This is a genomic window from Catellatospora sp. NPDC049111 (assembly GCF_040648615.1).
GTDB lineage: Bacteria > Actinomycetota > Actinomycetes > Mycobacteriales > Micromonosporaceae > Catellatospora > Catellatospora aurea.
Genome location: NZ_JBEZEB010000057.1, coordinates 22,933 through 47,353, shown reverse-complemented (window position 1 = coordinate 47,353; position 24,421 = coordinate 22,933). Strand labels below are relative to the sequence as shown.

The 24,421-nt window shown below is 73.5% G+C and carries 18 protein-coding genes and 1 pseudogene; 4 read left to right on the top strand and 15 right to left on the bottom strand.

Annotation, left to right across the window (positions count from 1 at the left end; translation table 11 throughout):
• Positions 1 to 40: 40 nt before the first annotated feature.
• Positions 41 to 652: a hypothetical protein gene (locus tag AB0B66_RS40350; RefSeq protein WP_360540318.1), complete on the bottom strand. Its 612-nt coding sequence runs from the start codon at positions 650 to 652 to the stop codon at positions 41 to 43.
• Between the two features lie 195 nt (positions 653 to 847).
• Between AB0B66_RS40350 and AB0B66_RS40345 the strand changes: the two genes are divergently transcribed.
• Positions 848 to 3,877, top strand: coding sequence for a BTAD domain-containing putative transcriptional regulator (locus AB0B66_RS40345; RefSeq protein WP_360540316.1), 3,030 nt, complete (start codon positions 848 to 850; stop codon positions 3,875 to 3,877).
• An 8-nt stretch (positions 3,878 to 3,885) separates the two neighbouring features.
• Here the strand turns inward: AB0B66_RS40345 and AB0B66_RS40340 are convergent, their stop codons facing one another.
• The 6 genes from AB0B66_RS40340 to AB0B66_RS40315 all read right to left on the bottom strand — a co-directional run bounded on the left by AB0B66_RS40340 (position 3,886) and on the right by AB0B66_RS40315 (position 10,900).
• Positions 3,886 to 4,776, bottom strand: a complete 891-nt coding sequence (locus tag AB0B66_RS40340; RefSeq protein WP_360540314.1) for a hypothetical protein — start codon at positions 4,774 to 4,776, stop codon at positions 3,886 to 3,888.
• Between the two features lie 154 nt (positions 4,777 to 4,930).
• The gene (locus tag AB0B66_RS40335; protein WP_360540313.1) at positions 4,931 to 6,433 is read right to left on the bottom strand and encodes a sensor domain-containing diguanylate cyclase; all 1,503 of its coding nucleotides are present in this window, start codon (positions 6,431 to 6,433) and stop codon (positions 4,931 to 4,933) included.
• Between the two features lies 1 nt (position 6,434).
• Positions 6,435 to 7,619: an FIST N-terminal domain-containing protein gene (locus tag AB0B66_RS40330; protein WP_360540312.1), complete on the bottom strand. Its 1,185-nt coding sequence runs from the start codon at positions 7,617 to 7,619 to the stop codon at positions 6,435 to 6,437.
• 141 nt (positions 7,620 to 7,760) lie between these two features.
• Complete coding sequence (locus tag AB0B66_RS40325; RefSeq protein WP_360540310.1) at positions 7,761 to 8,663, bottom strand: PHB depolymerase family esterase; 903 nt, start codon at positions 8,661 to 8,663, stop codon at positions 7,761 to 7,763.
• Positions 8,664 to 8,766: 103 nt separating this feature from the next.
• The gene (locus tag AB0B66_RS40320) at positions 8,767 to 9,441 is read right to left on the bottom strand and encodes a methyltransferase (protein WP_360540308.1); all 675 of its coding nucleotides are present in this window, start codon (positions 9,439 to 9,441) and stop codon (positions 8,767 to 8,769) included.
• A 94-nt stretch (positions 9,442 to 9,535) separates the two neighbouring features.
• Positions 9,536 to 10,900, bottom strand: a complete 1,365-nt coding sequence (locus AB0B66_RS40315; protein WP_360540306.1) for a PLP-dependent aminotransferase family protein — start codon at positions 10,898 to 10,900, stop codon at positions 9,536 to 9,538.
• Here AB0B66_RS40315 and AB0B66_RS40310 point away from each other — a divergent pair.
• A pseudogene (locus AB0B66_RS40310) lies at positions 10,800 to 11,810 on the top strand (DMT family transporter); the annotation flags it as partial. The gene AB0B66_RS40315 and the pseudogene AB0B66_RS40310 overlap by 101 nt on opposite strands.
• A 126-nt stretch (positions 11,811 to 11,936) precedes the next feature.
• On the opposite strand, the gene AB0B66_RS40305 reads toward AB0B66_RS40310, so the two are convergent.
• Complete coding sequence (locus AB0B66_RS40305) at positions 11,937 to 12,347, bottom strand: cupredoxin domain-containing protein (RefSeq protein WP_360540334.1); 411 nt, start codon at positions 12,345 to 12,347, stop codon at positions 11,937 to 11,939.
• Positions 12,348 to 12,418: 71 nt separating this feature from the next.
• A complete protein-coding gene (locus AB0B66_RS40300) occupies positions 12,419 to 14,980 on the bottom strand; it encodes a Dyp-type peroxidase (RefSeq protein ID WP_360540304.1) in 2,562 nt (853 codons plus the stop codon).
• A gap of 313 nt (positions 14,981 to 15,293) precedes the next feature.
• Here AB0B66_RS40300 and AB0B66_RS40295 point away from each other — a divergent pair, with 313 nt between their 5' ends.
• Positions 15,294 to 16,100, top strand: coding sequence for a septum formation family protein (locus AB0B66_RS40295; RefSeq protein WP_360540302.1), 807 nt, complete (start codon positions 15,294 to 15,296; stop codon positions 16,098 to 16,100).
• Between the two features lie 37 nt (positions 16,101 to 16,137).
• Here the strand turns inward: AB0B66_RS40295 and AB0B66_RS40290 are convergent, their stop codons facing one another.
• Positions 16,138 to 17,736, bottom strand: a complete 1,599-nt coding sequence (locus AB0B66_RS40290) for a GNAT family N-acetyltransferase (RefSeq protein ID WP_360540300.1) — start codon at positions 17,734 to 17,736, stop codon at positions 16,138 to 16,140.
• 172 nt (positions 17,737 to 17,908) lie between these two features.
• Between AB0B66_RS40290 and AB0B66_RS40285 the strand changes: the two genes are divergently transcribed.
• Positions 17,909 to 19,387, top strand: a complete 1,479-nt coding sequence (locus tag AB0B66_RS40285) for a fused MFS/spermidine synthase (RefSeq protein ID WP_360540332.1) — start codon at positions 17,909 to 17,911, stop codon at positions 19,385 to 19,387.
• A gap of 27 nt (positions 19,388 to 19,414) precedes the next feature.
• On the opposite strand, the gene AB0B66_RS40280 is transcribed toward AB0B66_RS40285, so the two are convergent.
• The 5 genes from AB0B66_RS40280 to AB0B66_RS40260 form a co-directional block, all read right to left on the bottom strand.
• Positions 19,415 to 20,335: a cation diffusion facilitator family transporter gene (locus AB0B66_RS40280; RefSeq protein ID WP_360540299.1), complete on the bottom strand. Its 921-nt coding sequence runs from the start codon at positions 20,333 to 20,335 to the stop codon at positions 19,415 to 19,417.
• Between the two features lie 165 nt (positions 20,336 to 20,500).
• Positions 20,501 to 21,064 (bottom strand): GNAT family N-acetyltransferase, encoded by a 564-nt coding sequence (locus tag AB0B66_RS40275; RefSeq protein WP_360540298.1) that lies wholly within the window; start codon positions 21,062 to 21,064, stop codon positions 20,501 to 20,503.
• Positions 21,065 to 21,209: 145 nt separating this feature from the next.
• Positions 21,210 to 22,067 carry a carbohydrate ABC transporter permease gene (locus AB0B66_RS40270; RefSeq protein ID WP_360540297.1) on the bottom strand — a complete coding sequence of 286 codons (858 nt, stop codon included), beginning with the start codon at positions 22,065 to 22,067 and terminating at the stop codon, positions 21,210 to 21,212.
• Positions 22,064 to 23,146, bottom strand: a complete 1,083-nt coding sequence (locus AB0B66_RS40265) for a sugar ABC transporter permease (protein ID WP_360540296.1) — start codon at positions 23,144 to 23,146, stop codon at positions 22,064 to 22,066. Before AB0B66_RS40265 ends, AB0B66_RS40270 begins: the two co-directional genes overlap by 4 nt.
• Positions 23,139 to 24,359: an extracellular solute-binding protein gene (locus AB0B66_RS40260; RefSeq protein ID WP_360540294.1), complete on the bottom strand. Its 1,221-nt coding sequence runs from the start codon at positions 24,357 to 24,359 to the stop codon at positions 23,139 to 23,141. Before AB0B66_RS40260 ends, AB0B66_RS40265 begins: the two co-directional genes overlap by 8 nt.
• Positions 24,360 to 24,421: the final 62 nt, after the last annotated feature.

Sequence of the window (24,421 nt, the reverse complement as noted above, 5' to 3'; positions counted from 1 at the left end):
GCGGCGAGCCGCTCACCGCCTTGGCGTCCGCCCGGCGAAGTCAACGGCCGCGCACGCCGGCGAGGTCGAGTAGACGGCACATGTCGTGGAATCCCTCCACGCACGCATCGTGGATCGCGCCGTGACGGCCGGACGTCCTGGCGTACAGCAGCAGAAAGTACGGATCGACGGTGTCCGGAGCATCGACGTGGGCCTCGACGATCTCGCCGCTTGCGCCGTCTTCGAACCGGCAGTGTTCCCCGTGCGGGTCCACGTGCCAGACCGCATCCCGAAACAGGACTGTCTCCGGCCCGCACTCGCCGACGTCTCCGGTGCGTGTCGCCTCAGCCCGTAGCCGGGCGACGAGCCCGGAGGCCGTCTGCCGGAACTCGGTGACGAGGCGGTCGAGGGCCGGCCGCAGGGTCTCGGCTTCCGCCGCGGTGACAAGCCGAAACACGGTGAGCCTCGGGCCGTGGCCCGTCGTGCCCGGCGAGGCGATGACGTGGACATCGGGCTGGAGCGCGATCCGAAGGGCCGCCGCGGTGGCCGTGGCAGTCGGCATGTCCGTCGCGTCGTCGAGGCCGATGACCAGCCGACCTCCACGGGTGACTCGCCGAGCGAGGTCGGCGGCGTCAGGCAGTCCGGCCAGGATCGCCTCATGCTTGGGTTCCACGGTGCGAGCCTATCCGGAGGACCGGTGGCCTTCTGCGGCGAAACCGGAGTGCTCGACTGCGATAAGTACGTCCATACTGGACGGACTCTGTCGTCTGCCACGAATTTCCGACAGAAGGGTTGATCGTCGGGTCGGCGAGGCGGAGCCTTCCCACGGGGCGGGCCGTATGTCGACCAGACCGGAGGACGAAAGACGATGGTCAGCGGGCCGAGCCGCCGGATCGTGGTCGGCGCAGCGGGCTACGGCAAGACGACCCTGCTGCGGGGCCTGTGCCCGCCCGCCAGGGCGCGCTGGTGGCAGGGCGGCGACGACCCGTGCGGCTTCGTCCGCGGGGCCGCCGCGGACGATGTGCGCTGCCTCGTGCTCGACGATCTGCCGCAGATGTCCGTGTCTGAGCTGCGTGAGCTGCTGATCGCGATCGAAGGGCTGCCCGACGACACGGAGGTGTCCCTGGCCTCGCGCCGGCCGCTGCCGTGGCGGCACGCCGGTCGGCCGGGCCGGTGGACCGAACTCGGCCCCGCCGATCTCGCCGGCACCGTGGACGACGTCGCTGCGCTGCTGGCCGAGGAGGGCGGCCTGACCGATCCCGACCTCGCCGCCGCGCTGCACACCGCCACCCGGGGCTGGCCCGCGCTGGTCGACTTCGCGGTGGAGGCGGTCCGGCTCGGCGGTCCGGCGGCGGGCGGGTCGGCGAAAGCCCTGGCCGTGGGCGGGTTGAACGAGTACGTCCGGACCGAGGTGCTCGGTGGTCTGCCCGACGCGGCGCGGCGGCTCGTGGCCGACGTCGGCGACCGGGTGCCGGTGACCGCCGGATTGTGTGCGGCACTCGGCCACCACGACGCCGAGGACCTGATCGCACTGTTGCGCAGGACCGGACTGCTGGTCAGAGGACCGGTGGTGCCCGGTTTGCCGGACGACGACCATGTGGTGCCGGTCATTGCGCAGGTGGCGGCCACGGAACGGGGCGAACCGGAAGGGCGGCCAGACGCTGCGGCGGCGTGGTACGACCGGCATGGTCCGCCGGGTGCTGCGGCGCGGGAGCACCTGCGCGCCGGGAACCACGCCGGGGCGGCCCGGGTGCTGCGCGAGCACGGCGACCGGATCATCGCGGCCGGGCAGGCCGCCCTGGTCACAGAACTGTTCGCGGTGCTGCCCGAACCTGAACACGACCACCGGCTGATGCTGTTGCATGCCGACGCGCTGCGGACGGCCGGGGACCTGGAGGCCGCCGCCCGCGCGTACGACGAACTCGGCGCGGGGCGGTCCGAACTGGGCGCCGGCCTGGCCTGGCGGGCGGGCCGGGTCGCCTACCAGCGCGGCGACGCCCGGGGTGCGCTGGACGTGTTCGCCCGGGGCGACGAGCGCGGCGACACCGCCGACACGGCCCTGCTGACCGCCTGGCGCGCCCACGCGTTCCTGCTGGCCGGGGACACCGACAGCGCGGTCGCGGAGGCGCGCGAGGCGGTGCGCCGGGCGGTGCGCTTCGGCGACGACGCCGCACTGGCCACCGCGTACCTGAGCGTCGCGCTGTCGCTGGCCGTCGCCGGGGACGCCGCTGGCAGCGAGGAGCACTTCGCGCTCGCGCTGCCGATCGCGCACCGCACCGGCGACGTGATGCTGCTGACCCGCATCCACACCAACCGCACGTTCCAGCACCTGCAGTCGGCGCGTTATCCGGCGGCGCTGGAGTCGGCGCGGCTGTGCGCGGCGTACGCGCAGGCGGCCGGGTCGCCGAGCCTGCAGGCGATCGCGCTGGGCAACGAGGCCGACGCGCTGGCCATGCTCGGCCACTACGACGAGGCGGTGCGCCGCTACCGGGCGGCGATCGGCCACTACCAGCGCTTCGGCTCGCGCCGGTTCGCCGGTGCGGTGCTGGGGCTGGCGGAGCTGTTCCGGCGGCGCGGCTGGCGTGAGCAGGCGCGTGCCGCGTACGAGCAGGTGGTGCAGGTCGCCTCGGGCACCGGTAATGCGCATGTGCTGGTCCCGGCGCTGGCCGGGCTGGCCCTGGTGCTGCTCGGCGATGACGTGAAGACGGCCGCGGGGCACGCCGATGCCGCCGCGGACCAGGCCGGGCCGGAGCTGTCCGGTCCGGCGCTGCTGGCCCAGGGCTGGATCGCGCTCAGCCAGGGCGAGGCGGGCCGGGGTGCGGACCTGGCCACCGAGGCGGCGCGGGTGGCCCGTGCCCAGGGCGACCGGGCGGGCCTGGCCGACGCGCTGGAGTTGCGGGCGGCGGCCGAAGACGATCCGGGGCGGGCTCGTGCCGCGCTGCGGGAGTCCCGGGCGATCTGGGCCGAGGCGGGGGCCGAGGTCGAGGCGGCCCGGATCGCCGTGCTGGCGAGCCGTACGCCGTGGGCGGGGCCGGACGAACGGGCCGACGGGGTGCTCGGCGAGCAGCGGCTGGCGGCCGCGGACGCGCTGGCGGACCGGATCGGCGGCGGATCGGGTGCGGCGGTGGACCGCCCACCGGTCGTGGTGCGGGCGCTGGGGCGGTTCGAGGTGGAACTGGCCGGGCAGGTCGTCCCGGCGTCGTCGTGGCAGTCGCGTAAGGCCCGTGACCTGCTGCGCATCCTCGTCGGGCGGCGCGGGCGGCCGGTGCCGCGCAGTGAGCTGAGCGAGCTGCTGTGGCCCGACGGCGACGCGCAGCGCACCGGGCATCGGCTGTCGGTGCTGCTCAACATCGTGCGCGGGGTGCTCGATCCCGGCAAGGCGCATCCCGCCGACCACTACCTGGCGGCCGACCAGGGCAGCATCGCGCTGAACAAGGCCACCACCGGCGTCGACGTGGAGGACTTCCTGGAGCAGGTGGCGCGGGGACGCCGGCTGGTAGAGCAGGAGGCCCTGCCGCAGGCGCGGCTGGTGCTGCTGGCCGCCGACCAGCTCTACCGGGCCGACGCGTTCGAGGACGAGCCGTACGCCGAATGGGCCGGCCCGCTGCGGGAGGAGGCGCGGGCGGCGTACCTGGCGATGCTGCGGATGCTGGCGCACACCAGCCGGGCGGCGGGCCAGCCGGGCGCGGCCGTCGGCTACCTGCTGCGGTTGCTGGAACGGGATCCGTACGACGAGCGGGCGTACCGATCGCTGGTGCGCACGCTGGTCGCGGGCGGGCAGCACGGCGAGGCCCGGCGCGCGTTCGACCGGTACGCCGAGGCGATGCGCTCGATCGGCGTGCGCCCGCCGGACCGGGACCTGCTGGTCCCCGTCCGGCGGGCGGCAGCCCCCCGCTGACCCCTCGATCAGTGGAAGGTGCCGATGCGTGCGCCGACAGTCGTCAGCGACGGGTCCTCGGCTGGACCTATCAGGCTCGCCGTCCGGGCCGGAGTGCGCAGGGGCAGGCCCGGCAGGACGGGAACACGGTCTGCCCGCGAGATGCCGTCGCCGAACGGCAGCAGCCGGAAGCCGTCGAGGTGGCTGCCCAGGCCGGTCACGATCGCGCCGATGCCGAACGTCCACCCGAGGGTCATCGGCATGAGGGTGGCCTGTTTCGGCCAGGTCTGACCCGTGACCGGTATGCCGGACGCCCGGTAGCGGTTGACCAGCGCTCCCGGCGGTTCCGCGACGGTGTGGCAGATGCCGTACACGGTCAGCGCGCCGGTGCCGCCGCTGCCCGAGACGTGCACCGTGGCCTGGGACAGAGTGCCGTCGGGTTGCAGCTCGTCGAGCCGCCAGTCGTCGACGCGCCGGTCCATCGCGAACCCGAATCCCAGCATGATGGCCGGCTCAGGGCACACCACCTCGATGGAGCTGCCCTGCATGGTGGTGTTGGCGACGCGGGTCGGCGCGACGATGGTCCGGGCGCAGATGACCTGCGCGACGAGGGAGAATGCCGCGGTGCTGTCGCTGCGCGGTCTGGCGGAGACGGTGGCCGAGCGCAGGTCGGCGGCGGGCTCCAGCCGGGTCAGTAGCACGCGGCCGTCGCTGCCGTTGCTCCAGCCGCCGACAGCGAACACCCAGGAGTCCTTCGGGCAGGCCACCACGACGGTTTTCGGGTCGGTGTCGGTCGAGCTGATCTGCGTGACCAGCGTGACCAGGGGGTCGGGGAGGGCCGCCGCCGGCGCTGCCGGGGCGAGCACGGCGCCGAGCACGACGGCCGCGACGATCACGCGCATGGTGGGTGCTGCCTTCACCGCTTGCTCCTCTCGTGGCGGTCCACGGCGGACGGCCGTCTCCCATCATCGGGACGGGTATCACGGTGGCGTCATGGTCGCCGGAAGGCCGACAGCCGGGCGCGGTGATGCGGCACGCATCGGCGTGCGAGGACGTGTCGCGAGAGGGCGACGCTCAGGCCCGTACGGTACCCGGGCGGGGATCCTGGTGCGCCGGGGCCGCGGCGTCGTACAGCGAGTAGCCGCCTGCGTCGGCGCGTTTGGCCTGGTACATCGCGAGGTCTGCGTGGCCGACCAGCTCCACCGGGTCGGTGCGGCCACCGGGGGTGCTCAGGGCGACGCCGACGCTCGCCCCGACGCGCAGCCGCTGGTGCGCGACGTGCATCGGCTTGGCCAGCGCGGCGGCGATCCGGGCGGCCACGGCGGAGGCGTCACGCGGCCCGTCGACCCGGTGCAGCATCACGGCGAACTCGTCGCCGCCGAAGCGCGAGGCCAGGTCACCGGTGCGCAGCTGGGCGGCGATCCGGTCGGCGGTGACCGTCAGCAGCTGGTCGCCGGCGGCGTGGCCGAGGGTGTCGTTGATGTCCTTGAACCGGTCGAGGTCGAGGAACAGCACCGCGACCGTGGCCCCTTCGGCGTCGGCCATCGCCAGCCGCTGGGTCAGCTGCTCCATGAACAGCCGGCGGCTGGCCAGCCCGGTCAGCGCGTCGTGGTGGGCCTGCTGCATCCGTACGACGGTGTTGGCGTCGGTGAGGGCGAGGCTGACGTTCTGCGCGAACGCCCGCAGCGTCTGCACGTCGGACTCCTCGTACACCCGGTCCTTGTCGCAGGACGCGACGACGAGCGCGCCGGTCACCACGCCGCTGTCGTGCACGGGCGCGCCCATCGCCGCGCACACCGGGCCGCGTCCGAACCGGCTGACCGCCTCGGTCGCCGCGATGCCGCCCTGCCGCACCACCACGTCGCCGGCGGTGATCGCCTGCAGTGCTGTCGCGGCGTCGGCCAGGTCTGCGGTGAGCGCGCTGCCGGGCAGGATGCCCGTCGCGTCGGCGCCGGAGGCGAGCCGGGCCCGTTCGGTGTCGTTCTCGTCGCGCAGCCAGAGCAGGCTGATCTCGTCGCCGAGCAGGTCTCGTGCGGCCAGGGTGATGGTGTCGAGGATCTGCTGGAGGTCGTCGCGGCGGGCGATGGCGCGCTGGATGGTGAACAGGTGTTCCAGCAGCCGCTGGCGCTCCTGCAGCGATTCGCGGATGGACTGCTCGGCGGCGAGGGTGCGCAGCATGGTCAGGGTCAGTTCCAGCAGCCGAGCCATACCGCGGATCAGGTTCTGCTCCTCGATCGCGAACGGCTCGCCCCAGCGGGCCAGCACCAGGTGGCCCGGTTTGCTGCCCTCCCACGCCGCGGCCGCCACGCAGCAGCGACCGACGCCGGGCACCTCCAGCCAGTCCTGTTCGTGCAGGCTCACCGCGACGATGTCGTCGTTGGGCGCCGCTCCGAGCGGGAACCCGATCGACGCGGCGACCTTGCCTTCGAAGACCACGGCCGCGACCTCGGCCTCCAGGGCCTGCGCGGAGCGCTCGACGGCGTGCTGCACGGCCGAGGCCTCGTCGGTCGACGACGAGACCACAGCCATCAGCTCGACGAGCTGCTGGATGTGCAGCGACTCGGCCGAAACCGGCATCTCAGCTCAACGCCAGCACGGCGAGGGTCTGGTTGTGGAACCCGTCGATGCCGTGGTTTCGGGCGATCTCTCCGTAGGTGTAGAAGCCGGCGTAGGGCAGCGCCCCGGCCCAGCGGTCCAGCCGCGCGCCCTCGCGCTGGATGCCGTCGTCGCCGATCACCGCGCGGATCGCGGCGCAGCTGAAGGTGAGCATGCCCAGCGGCGGGTTCCCTTCCAGGCGCGCCAGCGCCTCGCGGCAGGCGTCGTCGGTTGCCTCCAGGATGGACTGCTCGTCGCCGGTCATCACCCAGGTCAGCCCGCCCGGGTCGATCGCGCCGCCGCCGCCGATCGACCTGCCGACCAGGTCCACCTCGGTGGACAGGTTGCGTGCCTCGACGCCGCTGCGCCGCTGCACCCCCAGCGGGCGGGACAGCGCGAACTCGGTGAACGCGGCCGGGTCGGTGTACGCCTCGGGCGGCGCGTCGAGCCGTTCCAGGTAGACGTCGAGCGCGGGCCGGTCGTCGAGGGTGTAGACGCGGCCGTCGATGCTGCGCGTGACGATCATCGGCTGGCCGACGGTGCGCCAGCCGTGCTTGACCGCCACCGCCAGCGGGGCCTCGGAGGCGATGGCGACGCCGATCACCGCGTCGGTCAGCACCTGGCCGTCCTTGAACAGGTAGGCGCCGCTCATCCGCCAGCCGTCGGCGGCCGCGCCGCCGAACAGCGGGACGCCCGCGCCCAGCGCCCGGTAGCAGCCGCGCACGATGCTTTCCTGGTCGCGGACCAGGCCGTCGGTGAGCAGCATCAGCACCTTGTGCGGCAGGTCCACGCCGCTGACGCAGCCGGCCACCTCGAACCCCGCGTCGCCCTGCCGTCCGGTGACGTCCGTGGCCACGGTGGTCCGGATCTGGAAGCCCGCGCCGCCGAGGGCGGCCACCGTGATGGTGCCGTCGGCCGGGCCGCCCGGCCCGATCTCGCCGTGGGTGGTGCAGCCGACCACCGGCACCCCCGGCGCGGCTTCGGCCAGGCCGGCCAGCACGGCCTGCGGGTCGTGGGTGATCGCCGCGAAGGCGATCAGCAGTTTGGGCTCGGGCCCGGTCATCGCGCCGCGCGCGGCCTCGATCGCCGCCGACCCGGAGTCGGTCGCGTGGCTGCGCCCGACCCCCATCCAGCGCCTGCCCGGCTCCTGCTCACCGGAGACGTCCACCGCACCTCCCCGCCACACCACCGATTAGTCGATTTTCTCCAGAATTACGCTACTACGCCCGCTCGCGTGCCGGGACTGCTGATACGGCTGGTGCGGTTGTGCACGGATGCGGCCCGGCCCCGGAAGGACCGGGCCGCGTGCTCAGAGCCGGTGGGTGCGGAAGAACTCCCACATCAGGTCGGTGGCGTTCACCCCGGCCTCCGGGTCGGCCAGCGAGCCCCGCTGCGCGCCCGGCCAGCTGTGGCCCATCTGCGGCAGCCGGTAGACGACCACCTCGCTGCCGTCGGCGCAGGTGGACAGGCTGCGGGTGGCGCCGTTGGGCAGTTTCGGGCCCGCGGCCGGGGCCGCCTTGCAGGACAGGCGCTCCTGCCAGGCCGTCAGGCCGGACTCGAACGCGCCCGCGTGGCGGTCCTGGCCGCCGACGAACGTGATCACCGATACCGGCCGGGTGGGGCGGAAGTCGGCCCGGGTGGCGCTGCCGCCGCTGAACCCGCCGCTGACCGGTGCGATCGCGGCGAAGACCCCGGGCATCTCGACGGCGATCCGGTAGGCCATGTCGCCGCCGTTGGAGATGCCGGTCGCGTAGATCGCCTTGGGGTCGGCGTGCCAGCGCTCGACCAGCCGGGCGACGAGCTTCTTGATCAGGCCGACGTCGTCCTCCGAGCCGCAGCACGACAGGGCGTTCATCCCGCCCGAAAAGCCCTCGGGATACAGCACCAGGAAGCCTTCACGGTCGGCCTTGGCGCTCATCCCGCTGGTGGCGGCGATGCCGTCGGCGTCGCCCGGGAAGTAGTGCATGGCGACGACCAGCGGCAGCGGCTTCGCCCCGTCGTAGGACGGCGGGGCGTGCACCACGAAGGAGCGGGTGTTGCCGTTCCAGGGGATGGTCAGGCGATGATCGCCGGGGGCGGGCGTCTCCACGGGTTCGGGAGACGCCGCGGCCGTGGCGCTCGCCTCGGCCCGGCCCGGCGGGTCCGCGTCGCAGCCGGCCACGGTGGCGGCGAGCAGGGCGACGACGGTTATGGCGTGGCGTAGCTCAGACATGGCGGCGAGCCTAGTCCGGACCATCCATGTACGACGGTCCCGTCGCCGACACCAGGCAGGACACCGCGGGTCCGCGGGACGGCGCCCCGCGGACCGCGCGATGTCAGTAGAGGCGTCCGGGCCGTGGCGCGGGCTCGGGCCGCCAATCCGAGGGGCTGGTGCCGGGCGTACGGATCAGCCGCAGCCACAGGAACGGCTGCAGCTCACCCGCGGGGGTGTAGTGGTGCTCGCGTTCGACCTGCGCCACCTGGAAGCCGGGGAACTGCACCGCCAGGCTGTCCTGGTTGAAGCGGGCCACCGGCAGGCCGGAGCAGGTCTCCGGGCCGGCCTCGGAGAACACGCCGATCACGATGTGTCCGCCGGGCGCGACGGCGGCGTCGACGACCCGGCGGTAGCGGTCGCGGTCGGCCGGGTCGGTGAGGAAGTGGAACACGGCGCGGTCGTGCCACACGTCGTAGTGTCGCAGCGGCGCCCAGGTGAGCAGGTTGCGGTTCATCCAGTGGGCGGCGCCGGCGCGTGCGCCGACCCGCTGTCGGGCGGCCTCGAGCGCGGACGGGGCGACGTCCAGCACGGTCACGTCGGTGTAGCCGCGTTCGAGCAGCGCGTCGACGAGGGTGGAGGCGCCGGCTCCGACGTCGATGACGGAGCGGCCAGGGCCGGCTGACTCGACGAGCCGCAGTGACATCGCGGGCTCGGCTTGATACCAGCTGACCTGGTGCGGTGCGGTGCGGTGGTAGACGGACTGCCAGTGCTCGGCAGGGTCGGACGGGCGTGACACGCGATCAGATTGCCACCGCCGCCCGGTGAGACGATCACGGACCACCAGCTGATCATGGACGCCGATGTGTTATGAGCCCACGCCGCCAGGGTCGTTACAGCAGCCGAGCCAATGTCGCCACCGCGGCCGCCAGCTCACCGGGGGACTGCGCGGCGTACCCGAGCACCAGGCCCGGCGGGCCGGCCGTGCCCAGGCGCAGGTCGGACAGGGCCAGCGGGCCCAGCCCGGCCTCACGCGCCCGGGCGGCCAGCGCACGGTCGTCGACCCCGGCGGGCAGCTCGGCCACCAGGTGCAGACCCGCCGCGATGCCCGACACCCGCACCTGCGGCAGGTCCCGGCGCAGCGCCCCGACCAGCGCGTCGCGACGGCTCCGCTGGGCGCGGCGCGCACGGCGCAGGTGCCGGTCGTAGGCGCCGCTCGCGAGCAGTTCCGCGAAGGCGAGCTGCTCCAGTGCCGAGCCGCCCATGTCGGCGTCGCACTTGGCCTGGCGCACCGCGGCCAGCCAGCCGGGCGGCGGTGCGAGCCAGCCACGCCGCAGGCCCGGCGCGAGTGCCTTGCTGGCCGAGCCGACCAGCGCCACCACGTCGGGCGCGAGCCCCTGCAGGCAGCCGACCGGCTCGCGGTCGTAGCGGAACTCGGCGTCGTAGTCGTCCTCGATGACCAGGCCGCCGGTGCGCCGCGCCCAGGCGATCAGCTCCGCCCGGCGCTCCGGGGCCAGCACCACGCCGACCGGGAACTGGTGTGCGGGCGTCACGAACACCGCCCGCGCGCCGCCCAGCGCGGACACCAGCAGTCCCCGCTCGTCGACGGGCACCGGCCGCAGCCGCAGCCCGTGCGCGCGCAGGTGGTCGCGGATGCCCGAACTGCCCGGGTCCTCGACGCCCACCTCGTGCAGACCGCGTGCGGCCAGCACCCGGCCGAGCAGGCTCAGCGCCTGGGCCGCACCGGTGGTGACCACGATCGCGTCGGCGTCCACCCGGGCCGCGCGAACCCGGCCGAGATAGCTTGCGAGTTCCGCGCGCAGTCGCGGCACCCCGGCGGGGTCGGTGTAGTCCAGGTCGCTGTCCAGGGCCGTGGCCAGCGCGCGCTCGTACGCCCGGCGCCACGCGGCCCGCGGGAACATGCCCAGGTCCGGCACCCCCGGTCGCAGCGGCGCGACTCCGGCAGGAGCGGGCGCGGGCGGCGTGTGCGCGTGTCCGGCGACCTCGGCGGCGGGCGCGACGACGGTGCCGGAGCCGCGGCGGCTCGTCAGCCGCCCCTCGGCGACCAGCTGCTCGTAGGCGTTCACCACGAGCCCTCGGGACACACCGAGGTCCGCGGCGAGGTCACGGCTGGACGGCAGCCGGGTGCCCGGCGGGATGCGCCGCCCGGCGATGGCCTCGCGCAGCGCCCCGGTCAGCCGTTCGCCGACGCCGGGGCGGGTCCGGTCCAGGTCGACCAGCGCTTCGAGTACCGCCAATTGGTCCTCGATTCGATGCCGCAAGTGGCCCTGTCTGGGATACCAATGCAACCATAGCGTCAGGTACGTGAACCGTGACAGCCTCACCGGAGCGGCCCTGTGCACCTTCGGCATGATCATCCTCGGTGGTTCGTTCAGCCTGAGCCGCCTCCTGCTCGACTACCCGATGCTCACCGGCCAGACCATGCGGTACGCGCTGGCCGCCGCCCTGCTGGCCGCGCTGCTGCGGCTGTCCCCGCGCCTGCGCGGCGTCCCGGTGCGGCCCGGCCGCCGCGACCTGCTGGTGCTCGCCGGAGTCGCCCTGTTCGGCCTCGCGCTGTTCAACACGCTGCTGCTCATCGCGCTCGAACACGCCGACCCGGCTGTCGTCGGCACCGTCGTCGGGGCCGCCCCGCTCGGCCTCGCCCTCACCGGCCCTCTCCTGCGCCGCGAGCGCCCCGCCTCCCGCCTCGTGGCGGCCGCGCTGATCGTCGTGGCCGGCACCGCGCTGGTCCACGGCACCGGCGCCGCCGACACCGCCGGCACCCTCGCCGCCCTGGGCACGCTCGTCTGCGAGGTCATGTTCTCCCTGCTCGCCGCCGTCGTGCTGCCACGGCTCGGGGCGGTACGGGTGTCCGCGTGGAGCTGCGCCCTGGCCGTCCCGCTGCTCGCCGTGGCGGCCCTGGTCTTCGGCGAGGCGGGCCGGCTGCGCCCGCCGACCACCACCGAGACCCTGACCCTGCTCTACCTGGCAGTGATGATGACCGTCGTCGCCTTCCTGGCCTGGTTCACCGGCCTGCGCAAACTCGGCGTCGAACGCGCGGGCATGTTCACCGGCGTCGTACCCGCCGCCACGCTGATCGCCGCCTCCCTCCAGGACCGGACCCTGCCGGACCTCACCCAGGTCCTGGGCGTACTCATCGTCGCCACCGGCCTGGTCCTCGGCGCGACGACCCCGGCCGAGCGGCGCGCTACCGCCCCGCGACGATCTTGCGCGAGTGGCCCCGCCGCCGTCCGATTTGGGCGTGTCGGGGGGCACATCCACGCAAGATCGTCGCTAGCGGATCTGGAGGGTGCCGCGCATACCGGAGGTGCCGTGGTACAGGCAGGGCATGGGGTAGGTGCCGGGCTGGGTGATGTCGACGGTGACGGTGTCGGTCGCGTTGCCGTTGATGTTGCCGGTGCCTGTGGCGGCGGGGATGCGCAGGGCGATGTCGTGCGGGGTCAGGCCGACGTTGCGGAACGTCAGCTCGATCCGGCCCGGCCGCGCTGAGACCACCTGCGGGGTGAGGCGCAGCTCGTCGTCCACGGTGATCTCGATGCGCTGCACGCCGTCAGGCCCTTGGGTGGCGGCCACCGCGGGCGCGGCGGTGGCCGCGGCGGGCGGCGTGGCCGCGCCCTCGGCGTCAGGGCCGCCTTCCAGGCCCCACAGCGCACACCCCGACACCGCCAACGTCGCGGCGACCATGCCGGTCACCGCCAGCAGGCGGAGGAGAGCGCGCAGACCGGGCGACGTCGCTGGGAGCAGAGGAGAAGATGTCATGCCGGATCGTCTCCGAAAAGGTCCTGGCCGAGGTGGCCGCCGGGGGTGACGCCGTGCGGCATCGCGAACAGGGCGCTGGTCTCGTGCCTGATGAAGCGGTTGAGGGCGTCGGTGCCGGCCAGGCGCTGCTGGACGGGGATGAAACCGCGCCGCGGGTCGGCCTGCCAGGCCAGGAAGATCAGCCCCGCCGCGTCGCCGTCGCTGTACGAGTAGCCGCGCCGCAGCATCGCCGCGCCGTTGTTGAACGCGGGCGTGGCCAGCCGGATGTGCGCGTCGGCGGGGATGGCCAGGGCCCCGTCGGCGGTGGTCGTGCCGAAGTTCGCCGGGGTGCGCTCCGCTCCGCCGCTCAGCGGCGCTCCGGTGTCCTTGCGCCGGCCGACGACCCGCTCCTGAGCCTCGCGGGGCTGGGCCTCCCAGTCGTCGAGCAGCATCCGGATCCGCCGCACGACCAGCACCGACCCGCCGCGCAGCCAACCGGGGGCGGCCGGGTCGGTGACGTACACCTTCGCGGTGAAGTCCTCGTCGGTGGGCTGCGGGTTGTTGGTGCCGTCGAGCTGGCCCATCAGGTTGCGGCCGGTCGCGGCCGTGGGCGTGACACCGGGACTGTTGTTGAACCCGTCGAGCTGCCAGCGGACCCGGGCCTGCGGTGCCGCCAGGCGGGTCAGCGCACGCGCGGCACGGAACGCCACGAGCGCGTCGTCGGCGTGCACCAGCAGGCACAGGTCGCCGTCGCTGTGCGCGGCGTCCAGCTGCTCGCCGGGGAACGCGGGCAGCGGCGTCAGCTCGCCGGGCCGCGCGGCGGCAGGCAGGCCCGCCTTGCCGAACAGGCTCGGCCCGAACCCGACCGTGACGGTCAGCGACGACGGGCCCGCGCCGGTGACCACGTCGTCGCCGGTGTCGCCGAGCGGCAGCCCCTGGCTCAGCTGCGCGGCGGCCTGCGTCCAGCGCCGCAGCAGGCCCTGCAGCCCGGCCCGGTCGACGCCAGCGGCCAGGTCGAACGCGACGATCCGCAACCGGGCCTGCGGGCGGGCGGGGGTGGTGATGCCCGCCTGGCGCTCGCCGTGGAACGCGATCCGGGTCGCGCCGACGCCGGACAGCGGTTCTGCCGGGGGCCCGGCCTGCGGCGCGGCAGGTTCGCCCGGCGTGCCCGCCACGATGCCGCCGGCCGCGCCGAGGATCGCGCCGACCCCGCCCGCGGCCAGCGTGCCCGCGAAACCGCGGCGACCCACGGTGGCGACCTCGGCCTGCCCGGTCCCCGCGTCGTCACCGGTCCCTGCGGCGTCACCGGTCCGTGCGGCGTCACCGGGCGCGGCGGCGGCCGCGGCCCGAGTGGCGCGGGCGCCGAGCACCACCGGGGGTGCCTCATCGTGACCTGCCTTGCCGTCGGGCTTGGCGGATGCGACGGACCGCGTGGCCGGGTCGGCCTCGACACCTTCGGCGTGTTCGGCGGGCGCTGAATCCGCCGGTGCGTCGGTCGACGCCACGGCGGAAGCGGTGTGGCGGGATGCGGGCTTGAACCGTCGCCACAGCAGCGGGCCCGCCACGAGCAGGCCCGCGCCCAGGCCGACGACCAGGGCGACGCCGGCGCGGTTCAGGTCGGCCGGCAGCGCCGACGGGGCCGACGAGCGCCACCACACGGGGGCGTCGTCGAGCGCCATCATCGACGACAGCAGCCCGCCGACACCCATCGCCACGAACCCGAGAAACGTCGCCTTCCGGGCGATCAGCACGGCCGCGACCAGGCCGAACGGCCAGATGAGCAGCCCGGTCAGGCCGTCGCCGAGGAACGCGCTGAGCCGTTCGGGCACGTTGCCCGTGGTGACCAGCGCGATGCCCGCGGCGTGCAGCACGTCCGCGGCGATCAGTGCGCCCAGCGCGGCCGCGACCAGCGCGTGCGCGCGGCGGGTGAACACCGCGCCGACGACCAGCAGCGCCGACACTGCGGTGAGCAGGTACCAGGGGGTGGGGGAGGGGCCGGGGACCCAGTCGAGGGAGCCGGTCGCGGACAGGACAGTGCCGTCGTAGTCGAGGTCGACGTGCCAGTCGGAGATGCGGTGCGGTGCTGTCGGCGCGGCGGCGACGGCGGTGGGCAGGGTGGTGAGCATCCAGTGGATGCGGTGGTCGTGCCAGCGGTGCACGGTCTCGCCGGAGATCTTGCGCCAGCGCGGCGGTGCGGCCGGGTCGGCGTCGGCGGGCACGGTCGTGCTCGCGAACCGGTCGGCGTTGAGGTAGGTGGCGGGGGAGCTGTCGTTGAGCCAGACGCCGTCCGGGCCAATCCGGGCGTACGGCTCGTCGCTGTAGCCGCGTACGACGACCTCGCGTGCGGTGGTGTTGCGCAGTTCGAGGCGGGAGCCGTTCTCGACCACGGCCAGGCTGACCCCGGGCACGGCGGGCGACAGCGCCGACAGGGTGGTGGCGAAATTGGTCGCGCCGACCCCGCCCACCTCGTGCGCCCACGCCCCGCCCGACGGCAGCAGCGCCGCCACCACACCGGCGATCACCGCGAGCAGCCAGCGCGGCCGCGACGCCTTCACCGAGATGTCCACAATCCTCCCCATCACCGCACCTTCGCCGAGCGCGGCCGGTGGCGCGGCTCGGTCAGCGTTGGTCGGCGCTCGGCGGCGTCCGGTTCCCGGGTGTGCCGGACTTCTCGGCATCGGTGGCGGGCGATGGCCGCACATCCTCCTGCCGGTCGGACAACCGCGGCCCGGCACCGGACGTCCCATTCATGGTTCGTCTGGTCCACGGGGGAGGTTTCGACCATGAAGTCCGGTTGCCGATCACCTGTGCGCCCGTTCGGATCGCCTGCCGCCCAGCCGAAGGGTCACCTATGAGAGATCGCATCTGGCCGCCGTGGTCATGGTGGTCGCCGTGTCGTCGCTCGCGGGATGTTCGGCCGATACGCCGACGGCCACCGGCGGCCCGCCGCCCTCGGCCGGAGCGCCGTCCGCCGAGGCGTCGCCGAGTCCCGCGGGCAAGTACGTGACGGAGATCGGTTCATGCCTGGATGTGCCCTACGGCCAGCCGTACGCCGTGCGTACCCCTGCGCTCATGCGGGACTGTGACGACAGGCACGACGCCCAGATCGTCGGCGGCGGTGCCTTCGACGCCGCCGGGGTCACCGACGAGGTGCTGGCCGCCGCCTACGCCACGTGTGACGGGATGGCGCGGGCGTTTCTCAAGGAGGACTGGCGCAACGGCCGACTGGAGATCAAGGTGGAGCGGCCGTCGCCGGCGGCCGCGCGCAGCGGTGAGCGCTGGTGGGAGTGCCTGCTCATCGGGGACCCGTTCAAGAAGCTCGAAAGCACATTGGCCCACGGCCTTCCCGCCGACGTGCGTTTCACCTGTGCGCAGGTGCTCGGAAGCGGCGACGACCTGGCGCTGTCCGACGTGGACTGCGCCACCCCGCACGAGGCGGAGTTCGCGGGCGCGGTCGTCATGCCGGTGGGGACGCCGTTTCCGCGGGTGCGTGGCCCATATCCGATCCGCGACGCGTGTCGCAAGGTCGTGGCCGCGTTCGTCGGGGTCCGCACCGAGCAGGTCACCGTGCACAGCCAGCTGATGCGATCCTGGGAGGCCTGGCCAGGGCTGCGCGACGTGCGCTGCTATGCCTACTTCGCGCCGAAGAAGATGACGGGCTCGGCCAAGAACACCAAGGGTGTGGGCGTGCCCTGGTGACGCCGGCGTCCGCTGCCGCACCGGCTGACGTGGCCCGTCAGCCGGTGCGGCCCGTCGCGGCGGCCAGCGCCGCCACCAGGCCGCGCAGCACGGGCCACGTCCAGCGGCCCATCAGGCTGATCTGCAGCCAGTTGCGCTCGCGCAGGTAGCCGCTCTGGTACGCGAGCAGGTAACCGGCCCGCTCCAGCCGCGCGCCGACCTCGGCGGCCGGGAGCGGGCCGGGCAGCGCGATCGTGACGATGCCCGGCGCGGCCTCCTCGCGAGCGGCGACGACGGCCAGCCCGAGGCGGCGCAGCCGCCCGTCCAGCCACCTCGCGGCGCGGGCAAGGCGGGCGTACCGGTCCGGCCAGTCGGTCACCGCCAGCGCCGTGTCCAGGGCCGCGACCAGGTTCGACGACTGGGTGTACGCGATCCCGCCGGCCTCGGCGTAGCAGCCCAAGTCCAGGTAGCGGGGGATCGACCCGGGCGACGGCCGGGGCAGCTCCCGCAGGAACACCATCGACAGCCCGGGGTACCCGCCGAGCGCCTTGCCGCTGGTGCCGGTGGCCAGGTAGGCCCCCGACAGGTCCACCGGCAGAGTTCCGACCGAGCTGATCGCGTCCACGCACAGCCGCACCCCGGCGTCCGCGCACAGTCGCGTCAGCCGGGGCAGGTCGATCAGCTGCCCGGTCGAGGTCTCGCAGTGCACCGTCCACAGCCAGCCGTCGGCGGGCAGCGCGGCGACAGCGTGCTCGATCGCCGGCCAGGGCAGCGGCGCGCCCCACGGCCCGGCGAGCACCTCGTGGTCGAGTCCGGCCCGCGCGGCGTGATCGGCCAGCCGCTGCCCGAACTCGCCGTACGCGAGCACCACCCCGGGCCGGTCGAGCAGCCGCAGCTGGGCGGCGACGGCGTCGTTGGCGACGGTGCCCGAGCCGAGCAGCAGCTGCGCGTGGCTGACCTGCACGAACGACGCCAGGCGGCGGTGCAGTGCGTCCACGACCGCCTGGTGCTCGGGGGAGCGGTGGTATGCCGGGGGCCGGGCGAACGCGGCGGCGACCTCGGGCGCGACCGACACCGGCCCCGGCAGCAGGTTCTCGGCCTGCCCGGACGTGTCGGCCCCGGACAAGCCGGTCCAGGTCTGGCGGCGGCCGTCCTCGATGGTCAGGTACATCGGCTGGAACTGGGCGCCCGGTGCGCCGGTGAGCGGGCCGAACGGCACGCAGCCCATGCGCCGGTACATCTCCAGCGCCCGGGTAGTGCCCGACAGGACGGCCAGGTCGCAGCCACGCGCCGCGAAATGCTCCGCGATCATGGCCAGCAGCCGGGGCAGGATCGTGCCCCGCCGGTAGCGCGGGTCGACGGCCAGCAGCCGCACCTCCACCGGTGTGCGCCCGGGCGGCAGGTGCCCGTCCAGCCCGGCCAGCTTGCCGTCCAGCGAGAACGGCCGCGCGGTGCGCCCGCAGACCATGCCGACCACCTCGTCGCCGTCCAGGCACACGGCGTAGGTGTTCTCCGCGTGGAAACGGTCGACCAGCAGGCCCTGCGGGTTCGCCACGTGCTGGGGGATCTCCCCGGCGAAGGTGCGGTGGTTGAGCCGGTGGATACCCCGCTCCTCCACCGCAGAATCGGCGATCTTGTATGTCAGGGCGTCCGGCATCCGGGCAGGATACCGCCCGTTGGCCCATCCGTGCCGATGTGGACACCGCGCCCACCGGGCGCCCCGAAGCCGACGCGGGGCGGCGGACTCACCGGCACAGCCGCGAGCAGCCCGTAACATCGCGACGGTGACGGATGATGTGACACCTGCCCGGCTGCCCGACCGGCTCGCCATGTTCCTGGTCTTCTTCGCCAGCGGCATCGTGCTGGTGCTCGAAACGGTGTCCCTGCGCCTGGTCGCGCCCTACCTCGGCCTCAGCCTTCAGGTCACCAGCGCCGTCATCGGCGTCTCGCTCGGCGCGATCGCGTACGGCGCGTGGCTGGGCGGCTGGCACGCCGACCGCTACGACCCGCGCAGCGTGCTCGCCCCGCTGCTGGGCCTGGCGGCGCTGGCCGTCGCGGGCACCCTGCCGGTGGTCCGCTGGCTCGGCGAGGTGCTGCGCGGCACCGAGGTCACCGTGGTCCTGGCGCTCACCGCCGTGACCGTGTTCGTGCCGATCATGCTGCTGTCCGCGGTGCCGCCGATGGTGGTCAAGCTCCAGCTCGGCGACCTGGAGCAGACCGGCCGCGTGGTGGGCCGGCTGTCCGGAGTGGGCACCCTCGGCGCCGTGACGGCGACCCTGGTCACCGGGTTCGTCCTGGTGGCCGCACTGCCCACCAGCGTCATCATGATCGCGGCGGCGGTGCTGCTGGCGCTCGCCGGGCTCGGACTCGGGGTCTACCTGCGCCGCGTCCGGCGAGATCCGGACGCGACCGCGTCCCGCATGCCCACCCGGGTCGCCGTCGCGGCGCTGCTGGCCACCGGCACCGGCCTGTCGGTGCTCGCGCCCGACCCGTGCGACGTCGAGACGGCATACCACTGCGCCCAGGTCACCGTGGACCCGCTGCGCCCGGCCGGACGCGTGCTGCACCTCAACGCCGCCGAGCACTCCTACGTGGACCTGAACGACCCGACCCGCCTGGAGTACGCGTACACCCAGTGGATCGGCGTCGTCGCCGACCTGGCCGCCCCCCGCGGGCAGGCGGTCGACGCGGTGCACCTGGGCGGCGGCGGCTTCACCGTGCCCCGCTACCTCGCCGCCACCCGGCCCGGCAGCCGCAGCACCGTTTTCGAGATCGACGGCGGCCTGGTCGAGCTGGCCGAACAGCGCCTCGGCCTGCGCCCCGGCCCCGACCTGAAGGCCGTGGTCGGCGACGCCCGGATGCTGCTCGCCGACCTGCCCGACGCCTCCGCGGACCTGATCGTCGGCGACGCGTTCGGCGACCTCGCGGTGCCGTGGCACCTCACCACCCGCGAGATGATGGCGCAGGTCCGCCGGGTGACCGGCCCGGACGGGGTGTACGCGCAGAACGTCATCGACGGCCCGCCGACCCGCTTCATCCGCGCCGAGGTCGCCACCGTCGCGGCGGTCTTCCCGCACGTGGCCCTGATCGCCCCGCGTGGCGCGCTCGACGGCCGTGAAGGCGCCAACTTCGTCGTCGTCGCCTCGGCCCGGCCGCTGCCGGTGCAGGCGATCGCGGCCCGGCTGGCGATGCTGCAGGAGCCCGTCGCGGTGATCACCGGCCCGGAGCTGGCCGCCTTCACCGGTGACGCCGCCGTGCTCACCGACGACTACGCGCCGGTGGATCAGATGCTGGTCCGCGTGTCCTGACCCCGGCGTCGAGAGCGCTGCGGCGGGTCAGGCGTGGGTCTCGTGCTCGTGGCCGACGTGGCCGGGCGGTTCGAGCTGGAACGTGGAGTGCACGACGTCGAAATGCCCGCTGATGCACAGCTGCAGCGCGTCGAGCAGCTGCGGCGCGTGGCCGTCGGAAAAGCACTCGGCTTCCACCACCACATGCGCGGTCAGCACCGGCAGACCCGAGGTGACCGTGTACACGTGCAGGTCGTGCACGCCCACGACGTGGTCCAGGCCGGTGATGTGGGCGCGGATCTCGTTCACGTCGATACCGGCCGGGACGGCCTGCAGCAGCACGTCGGCGGCCGAACGCAGCAGCTTAAGCGCCCGCGGCACGATCACCAGCCCGATCACGATCGACACGATCGCGTCCGCCTGGGTGTACCCGGTCCAGGCGATGACCGCGGCGGCGACGATGACCCCGACCGAGGTCGCGGTGTCCGTGGCGACCTCCAGGAACGCCCCGCGCATGTTGAGGCTCGCGTCGCGGGCCCGGTACAGGATCGCGATGCCGATCGCGTTGCCGACCAGGCCGATCACGGCGAACAGCGCCATCCCGCCCGGGTGCACGTCCGCGGGCACGAACAGCCGCCGTACGCCCTCGATGAGCACGTACACACCCATGCCCGCCAGCACCAGGCCGTTGATTGCCGCCGCGAGCACCTCCGCGCGGGCCCAGCCCCAGGTGCGCCGCTCGGTCGGCGGCCGGGCCGCCAGCACCGCCGCGCCCAGCGCCAGCGCGACTCCGCCCGCGTCGGCGAGCACGTGACCGGCGTCGGCCAGCAGCGCGAGGCTGCCGGTGACCACCGCGCCGACGACCTCGATCACGAAGATGACCAGGGAGATGACCAGCACCGCCGCGAGCGCCCGGCGATGCCGCCCGGTCGCGGTGACCGCGTGGCTGTGGCCGTGTCCCGAGCCCATGGCTCACACGCTAGTCGTCGGTGCGGATCATTCCACTGAGCCGGCCGACTTCCAGGTGGGAGATGTCGCCTTCGTTGTCCATCGCGGCCTCCAGCAGCATCGCCGGCGAGGTTGCCGTACACGGGTGCGTCGGCGGGCGCGTCCAGCAGGCGTCCGCCGCCGTGGCTACGGCCGCTCCCACTGCTCCTTGGTGATCTCGTACCGTACGCTGCCATGCTCGGAGCCCTCGATCGCCGCCATGTCCGGGGGAGTGGGCACGGTGTCCACGAGCCTCATCGAGAGCTTCTCCATGATGTTGCGCGAACCGTTGTTCACCGACATCGTCCGAGCCCAGACCATGCGCACTCCGAGTTCCGTGAACGCCTTGCCGAGCAGGGCCCGTGAGCCCTCGGTGGCATAACCCCTGCCCCAGGCGGCCTGCCGCAGGCGGTAGCCGAGTTCGACTTCGTCCAGTGGGCCTTCCGCCAGAGGGCGCAGGATGAACCAGCCGATGAACGCGCCGCCGTCCTTCTCGTGCGCTGCGAACAGCCCGAGGTCGCCGCCCCACTTCTCGTAGCCGGCGAGGATGTTCGGGATGTGGCGCTCGCGGACGACCTCCGGCGCGGTCGGAATGCCGCCGGTCAGGTAGCGCATCACCGCCGGGTCGCTGTCCAGCTCGATCAGCAGGTCCGCGTCATCGGCGGTGAAATGGCGCAGGGTCAGGCGCTCGGTCTCCAGGTAGGTGTCCACAAGGTGATCATGCCTGAAACAGGTCGGGCGGCCCAACGGCTTTCCTTGGCGGCTCAGGGCACGGCCATTAGAGCCGGAACCGGCCTGGACGGTTCTGTCCTGACACCACCTGTAGCGGCGCGGCGGCATCGGCTGCACAGCGGCTTCACTCCTTGCTGGCCCCCTCGGCCGCGCCGCGGACGAAGTACCGCTGGAAGATCACGAAGATGATCGCGACGGGGATGGTGGCCAGCAGTGCCGCGCCGAGCTTCAACGGATACTGGGTGCCCGCGCCCAGCGACCCGCTGACCAGGTTCGCGATGCCGCGGGGCAGGGTGAACAGCTGCGGGCTCTGCACCGCGACGACGGTGTGCGGGAACTCGTTCCAGGACGCCTGGAACGACAGGATGGTCAGAGTGATCAGCGCGGGCCGCGCCATCGGCAGGATGATCGACCAGTAGGTCCGGAACACACCCGCCCCGTCCATCCGGGCGGCTTCCTCCAGGCTGGGCGGCACGGACAGGAAGAACTGCCGCATGATGAACACCCCGGCGGCGTCGACGAGCAGCGGCAGCACCAGCGCGGTGTACGTGTTGTAGATGCCGAGCTGGTTCAGGACGAGGAACTTCGGGATGAGCAGCACCACGCCCGGCACCGCCATCACCGCCACGATCATCGCGGTGATCGCCCCGCGGCCCCGGAAGCTGAGCCGGGCCAGGGCGTATCCGGCCAGCGAGTCCAGGAACACCCGCCCGACCGTGATGAGCAGCGTGACCAGGATCGAGTTGCCGATCCACAGCGGGAACGCGGTGCTGTCGAAGATCTTCGTGAACGCCGCGGTGGTGAGCGGGTCGGGCACCGGCGAAAGCGGGTGCGCGGCGGCGTCGGCCTCGGTCTTGAACGAGTTCGCGGTCTGGATGACGAACGGATACAGGAACACCAGCGCGAAGAACACCAGCACGGCGTACCCGAGGAAGGTCCCCAGCAGCGCCCGCAACCCCTGGGCCCGGCCCGGCGGGCTCACGTCGTGCTCCTACGGCGCTGCCACCACCGGCGGCGCGGCCGGGGCTCGTCGCGGTCGCGCATGATCCAGCGCTGGAGCAGCGTCATCACCACGATGATCAGGAACAGCACGAACGAGATCGCCGCACCGACGCCGTACTCGAAATCGCTGAACGCCGTCCGGTAGGACAGGTAGGCGGGGGTGAGCGTGGTGTTGGCGGGTTTGCCCTGGCTCATCACGTAGATCTGGTCGAAGACCTGCCACGTGCCGATCAGCCCGAGGGTGACCACCAGGAACAGGGCCGGCTTGAGCATCGGCAGGGTGACGTGGCGCAGCCGCTGCCAGGCGTTCGCGCCGTCGATCAGGCTCGCCTCCTCGACCTGCACGGGCACGTCCTGCAGCGCGGCGAGGAAGATCAGCATGAAGGTGCCGCTGGTGGTCCAGACGACCAGCATGATGATCGTGGACATGGCGACGCTGGGCCCGGCCAGCCACTCCCACCAGGACAGCCCGAACGGTCCGCCGCCGGTGAGCGCGGCGGGCGGGTTGTCGACGTCGACCAGCCCGAGCCCGTCGAGCAGCAGGTGCAGCAGGCCGCGCGGGTCGGCGAACCAGGCCGGGCCGCTGATGCCGAACATGGCCAGCAACGCGTTGACCGCGCCGGAGTTGGCGAACAGGAACAGGAACACCACGCTGATCGCCACCGAGCTGGTGACCGACGGGAAGTAGAACGCGGTCCGGAAGAACGACGTGCCCTTGAGGAAGCGCTGGTTGACGACCAGGGCCAGGGCCAGGGCCAGCAGCGTCTGCGCGGGCACCGCGACGGCGACGTAGTACAGGTTGTTCCGGATGCTGATCATGAAGTTCTCGCGGGTCAGCCCGTCTTCGGTGAACAGCTCGGCGTAGTTCTGCGCGCCGACGTACGGCACCCCGGGCGCGAAGGGGCTGCCCTGGCCGTTCCAGCCGCTGACGCTGACCCACAGCGCCATGCCGATCGGCAGCACCAGGAACAGGCCCAGGATCAGCAACGCAGGGGCGACGAACAGCCACCCGGCGGCCGCCTCGTTGCCCCGGATGCCGCCGCGGGATGGCTCAGCCACGCAGCGCCGCCGTCATGTTGCGCTGCAGCCGGCGCAGGATCGCCTGCGGGTCGGCCACGGCCAGGCGCTGCAGCTGGGTGTCGAAGTCGGACAGGACGTTGCCCATCTTCGGCGCGTTGACCGGCCCTTGCGCGTGGTCCGCGCCGTCAAGGAACGCCCGGTCGGCCGGGAAGGCCAGCAGGTAGCGGTCGCGGGCGGTGACGACCGACGGCATCACGCCGTACGCGGACGCGAAGGCGAGCTGCTGGTCCACGGCCGTCATCGCCTCGACGAACGCGACGGCCTGGCTGCGGTACGGCGTCCGCGCGGAGATGCCCCAGCACGTCGTGAACGACATCGTCCCCTCACCGGCAGGCCCGGCGGGCAGCTCGTGCACCGTGTACCGCACGTCCGGGTAGTCCCCGGCGAGCGCGCCCTTGATCCAGTTGCCCTCGATCGTCATCGCGGCCAGGCCCCGCCCGAACGCCTCCCCGGCCCAGCCGGTGTCCAGCGCGCTCGGATAGCGGGCGAGCCCGGCCCGCAGCAGCTGCTGCACGTACGTCAGCGCGGCGGCGTTCTGCGGGCTGTCGGCGGTGGCCCGGGTTCCGTCAGGGCTGATCAGCCAACCGCCGGCCTGGACCAGGAACGCCCCGATGCGCTCCACGGTGTCGCCGAGCGCCAGCGGCGTGATGCCCCGGGCCGCGATGCGTTCGGCGACCGCGGTCAACTGTGCCCAGTCGCGGGGCACGTCGGCGGCCGTCAACCCGGCCCGTGCCCACAGCTCCTCGTTGACCTGCAAAGCGAGGGTCGCGAAGTCCTTCGGCGCGCAGTAGAAGCGCCCCTGGTAGGTGAACGCCTGCCGCAGCGTCGGATAGAAGTCGCCCGCCGCCGCCAGCCCGTCGGCGTACGGTTCGAGCGCGCCGACGCTGGCGAAGTCGGCGAAGCGGGCCGCATCGACGTAGAACACGTCCGGCGGCGACGAGCCCGCGAACGCCTGGCCGAGCTGCTGGTCAAGGTCCTGGGCGGGGATCACCGTCACCGCGTTGCCGCTGGCCGCCGCCCACGCCGCGGCGGCGTCGGTGACGGCCTTGGTCTCGGCGGCCCCGGACGAGCCGATGAGGATCTGCAGGTCGGCGGGGCCGGTGCGCTGGGGGACCGGGCCGGGTGCGGCCCCGCACGCGGCCAGCGCGAGCAGGCATGCCGCGGCCAAGGCGCGCAGCCCCGCTCGTACCATCGACCGCCCCGCCCTTTTGCCCGCTATGCCGGACTTAAGGGTAGTGTGTGATCATGGCAGCG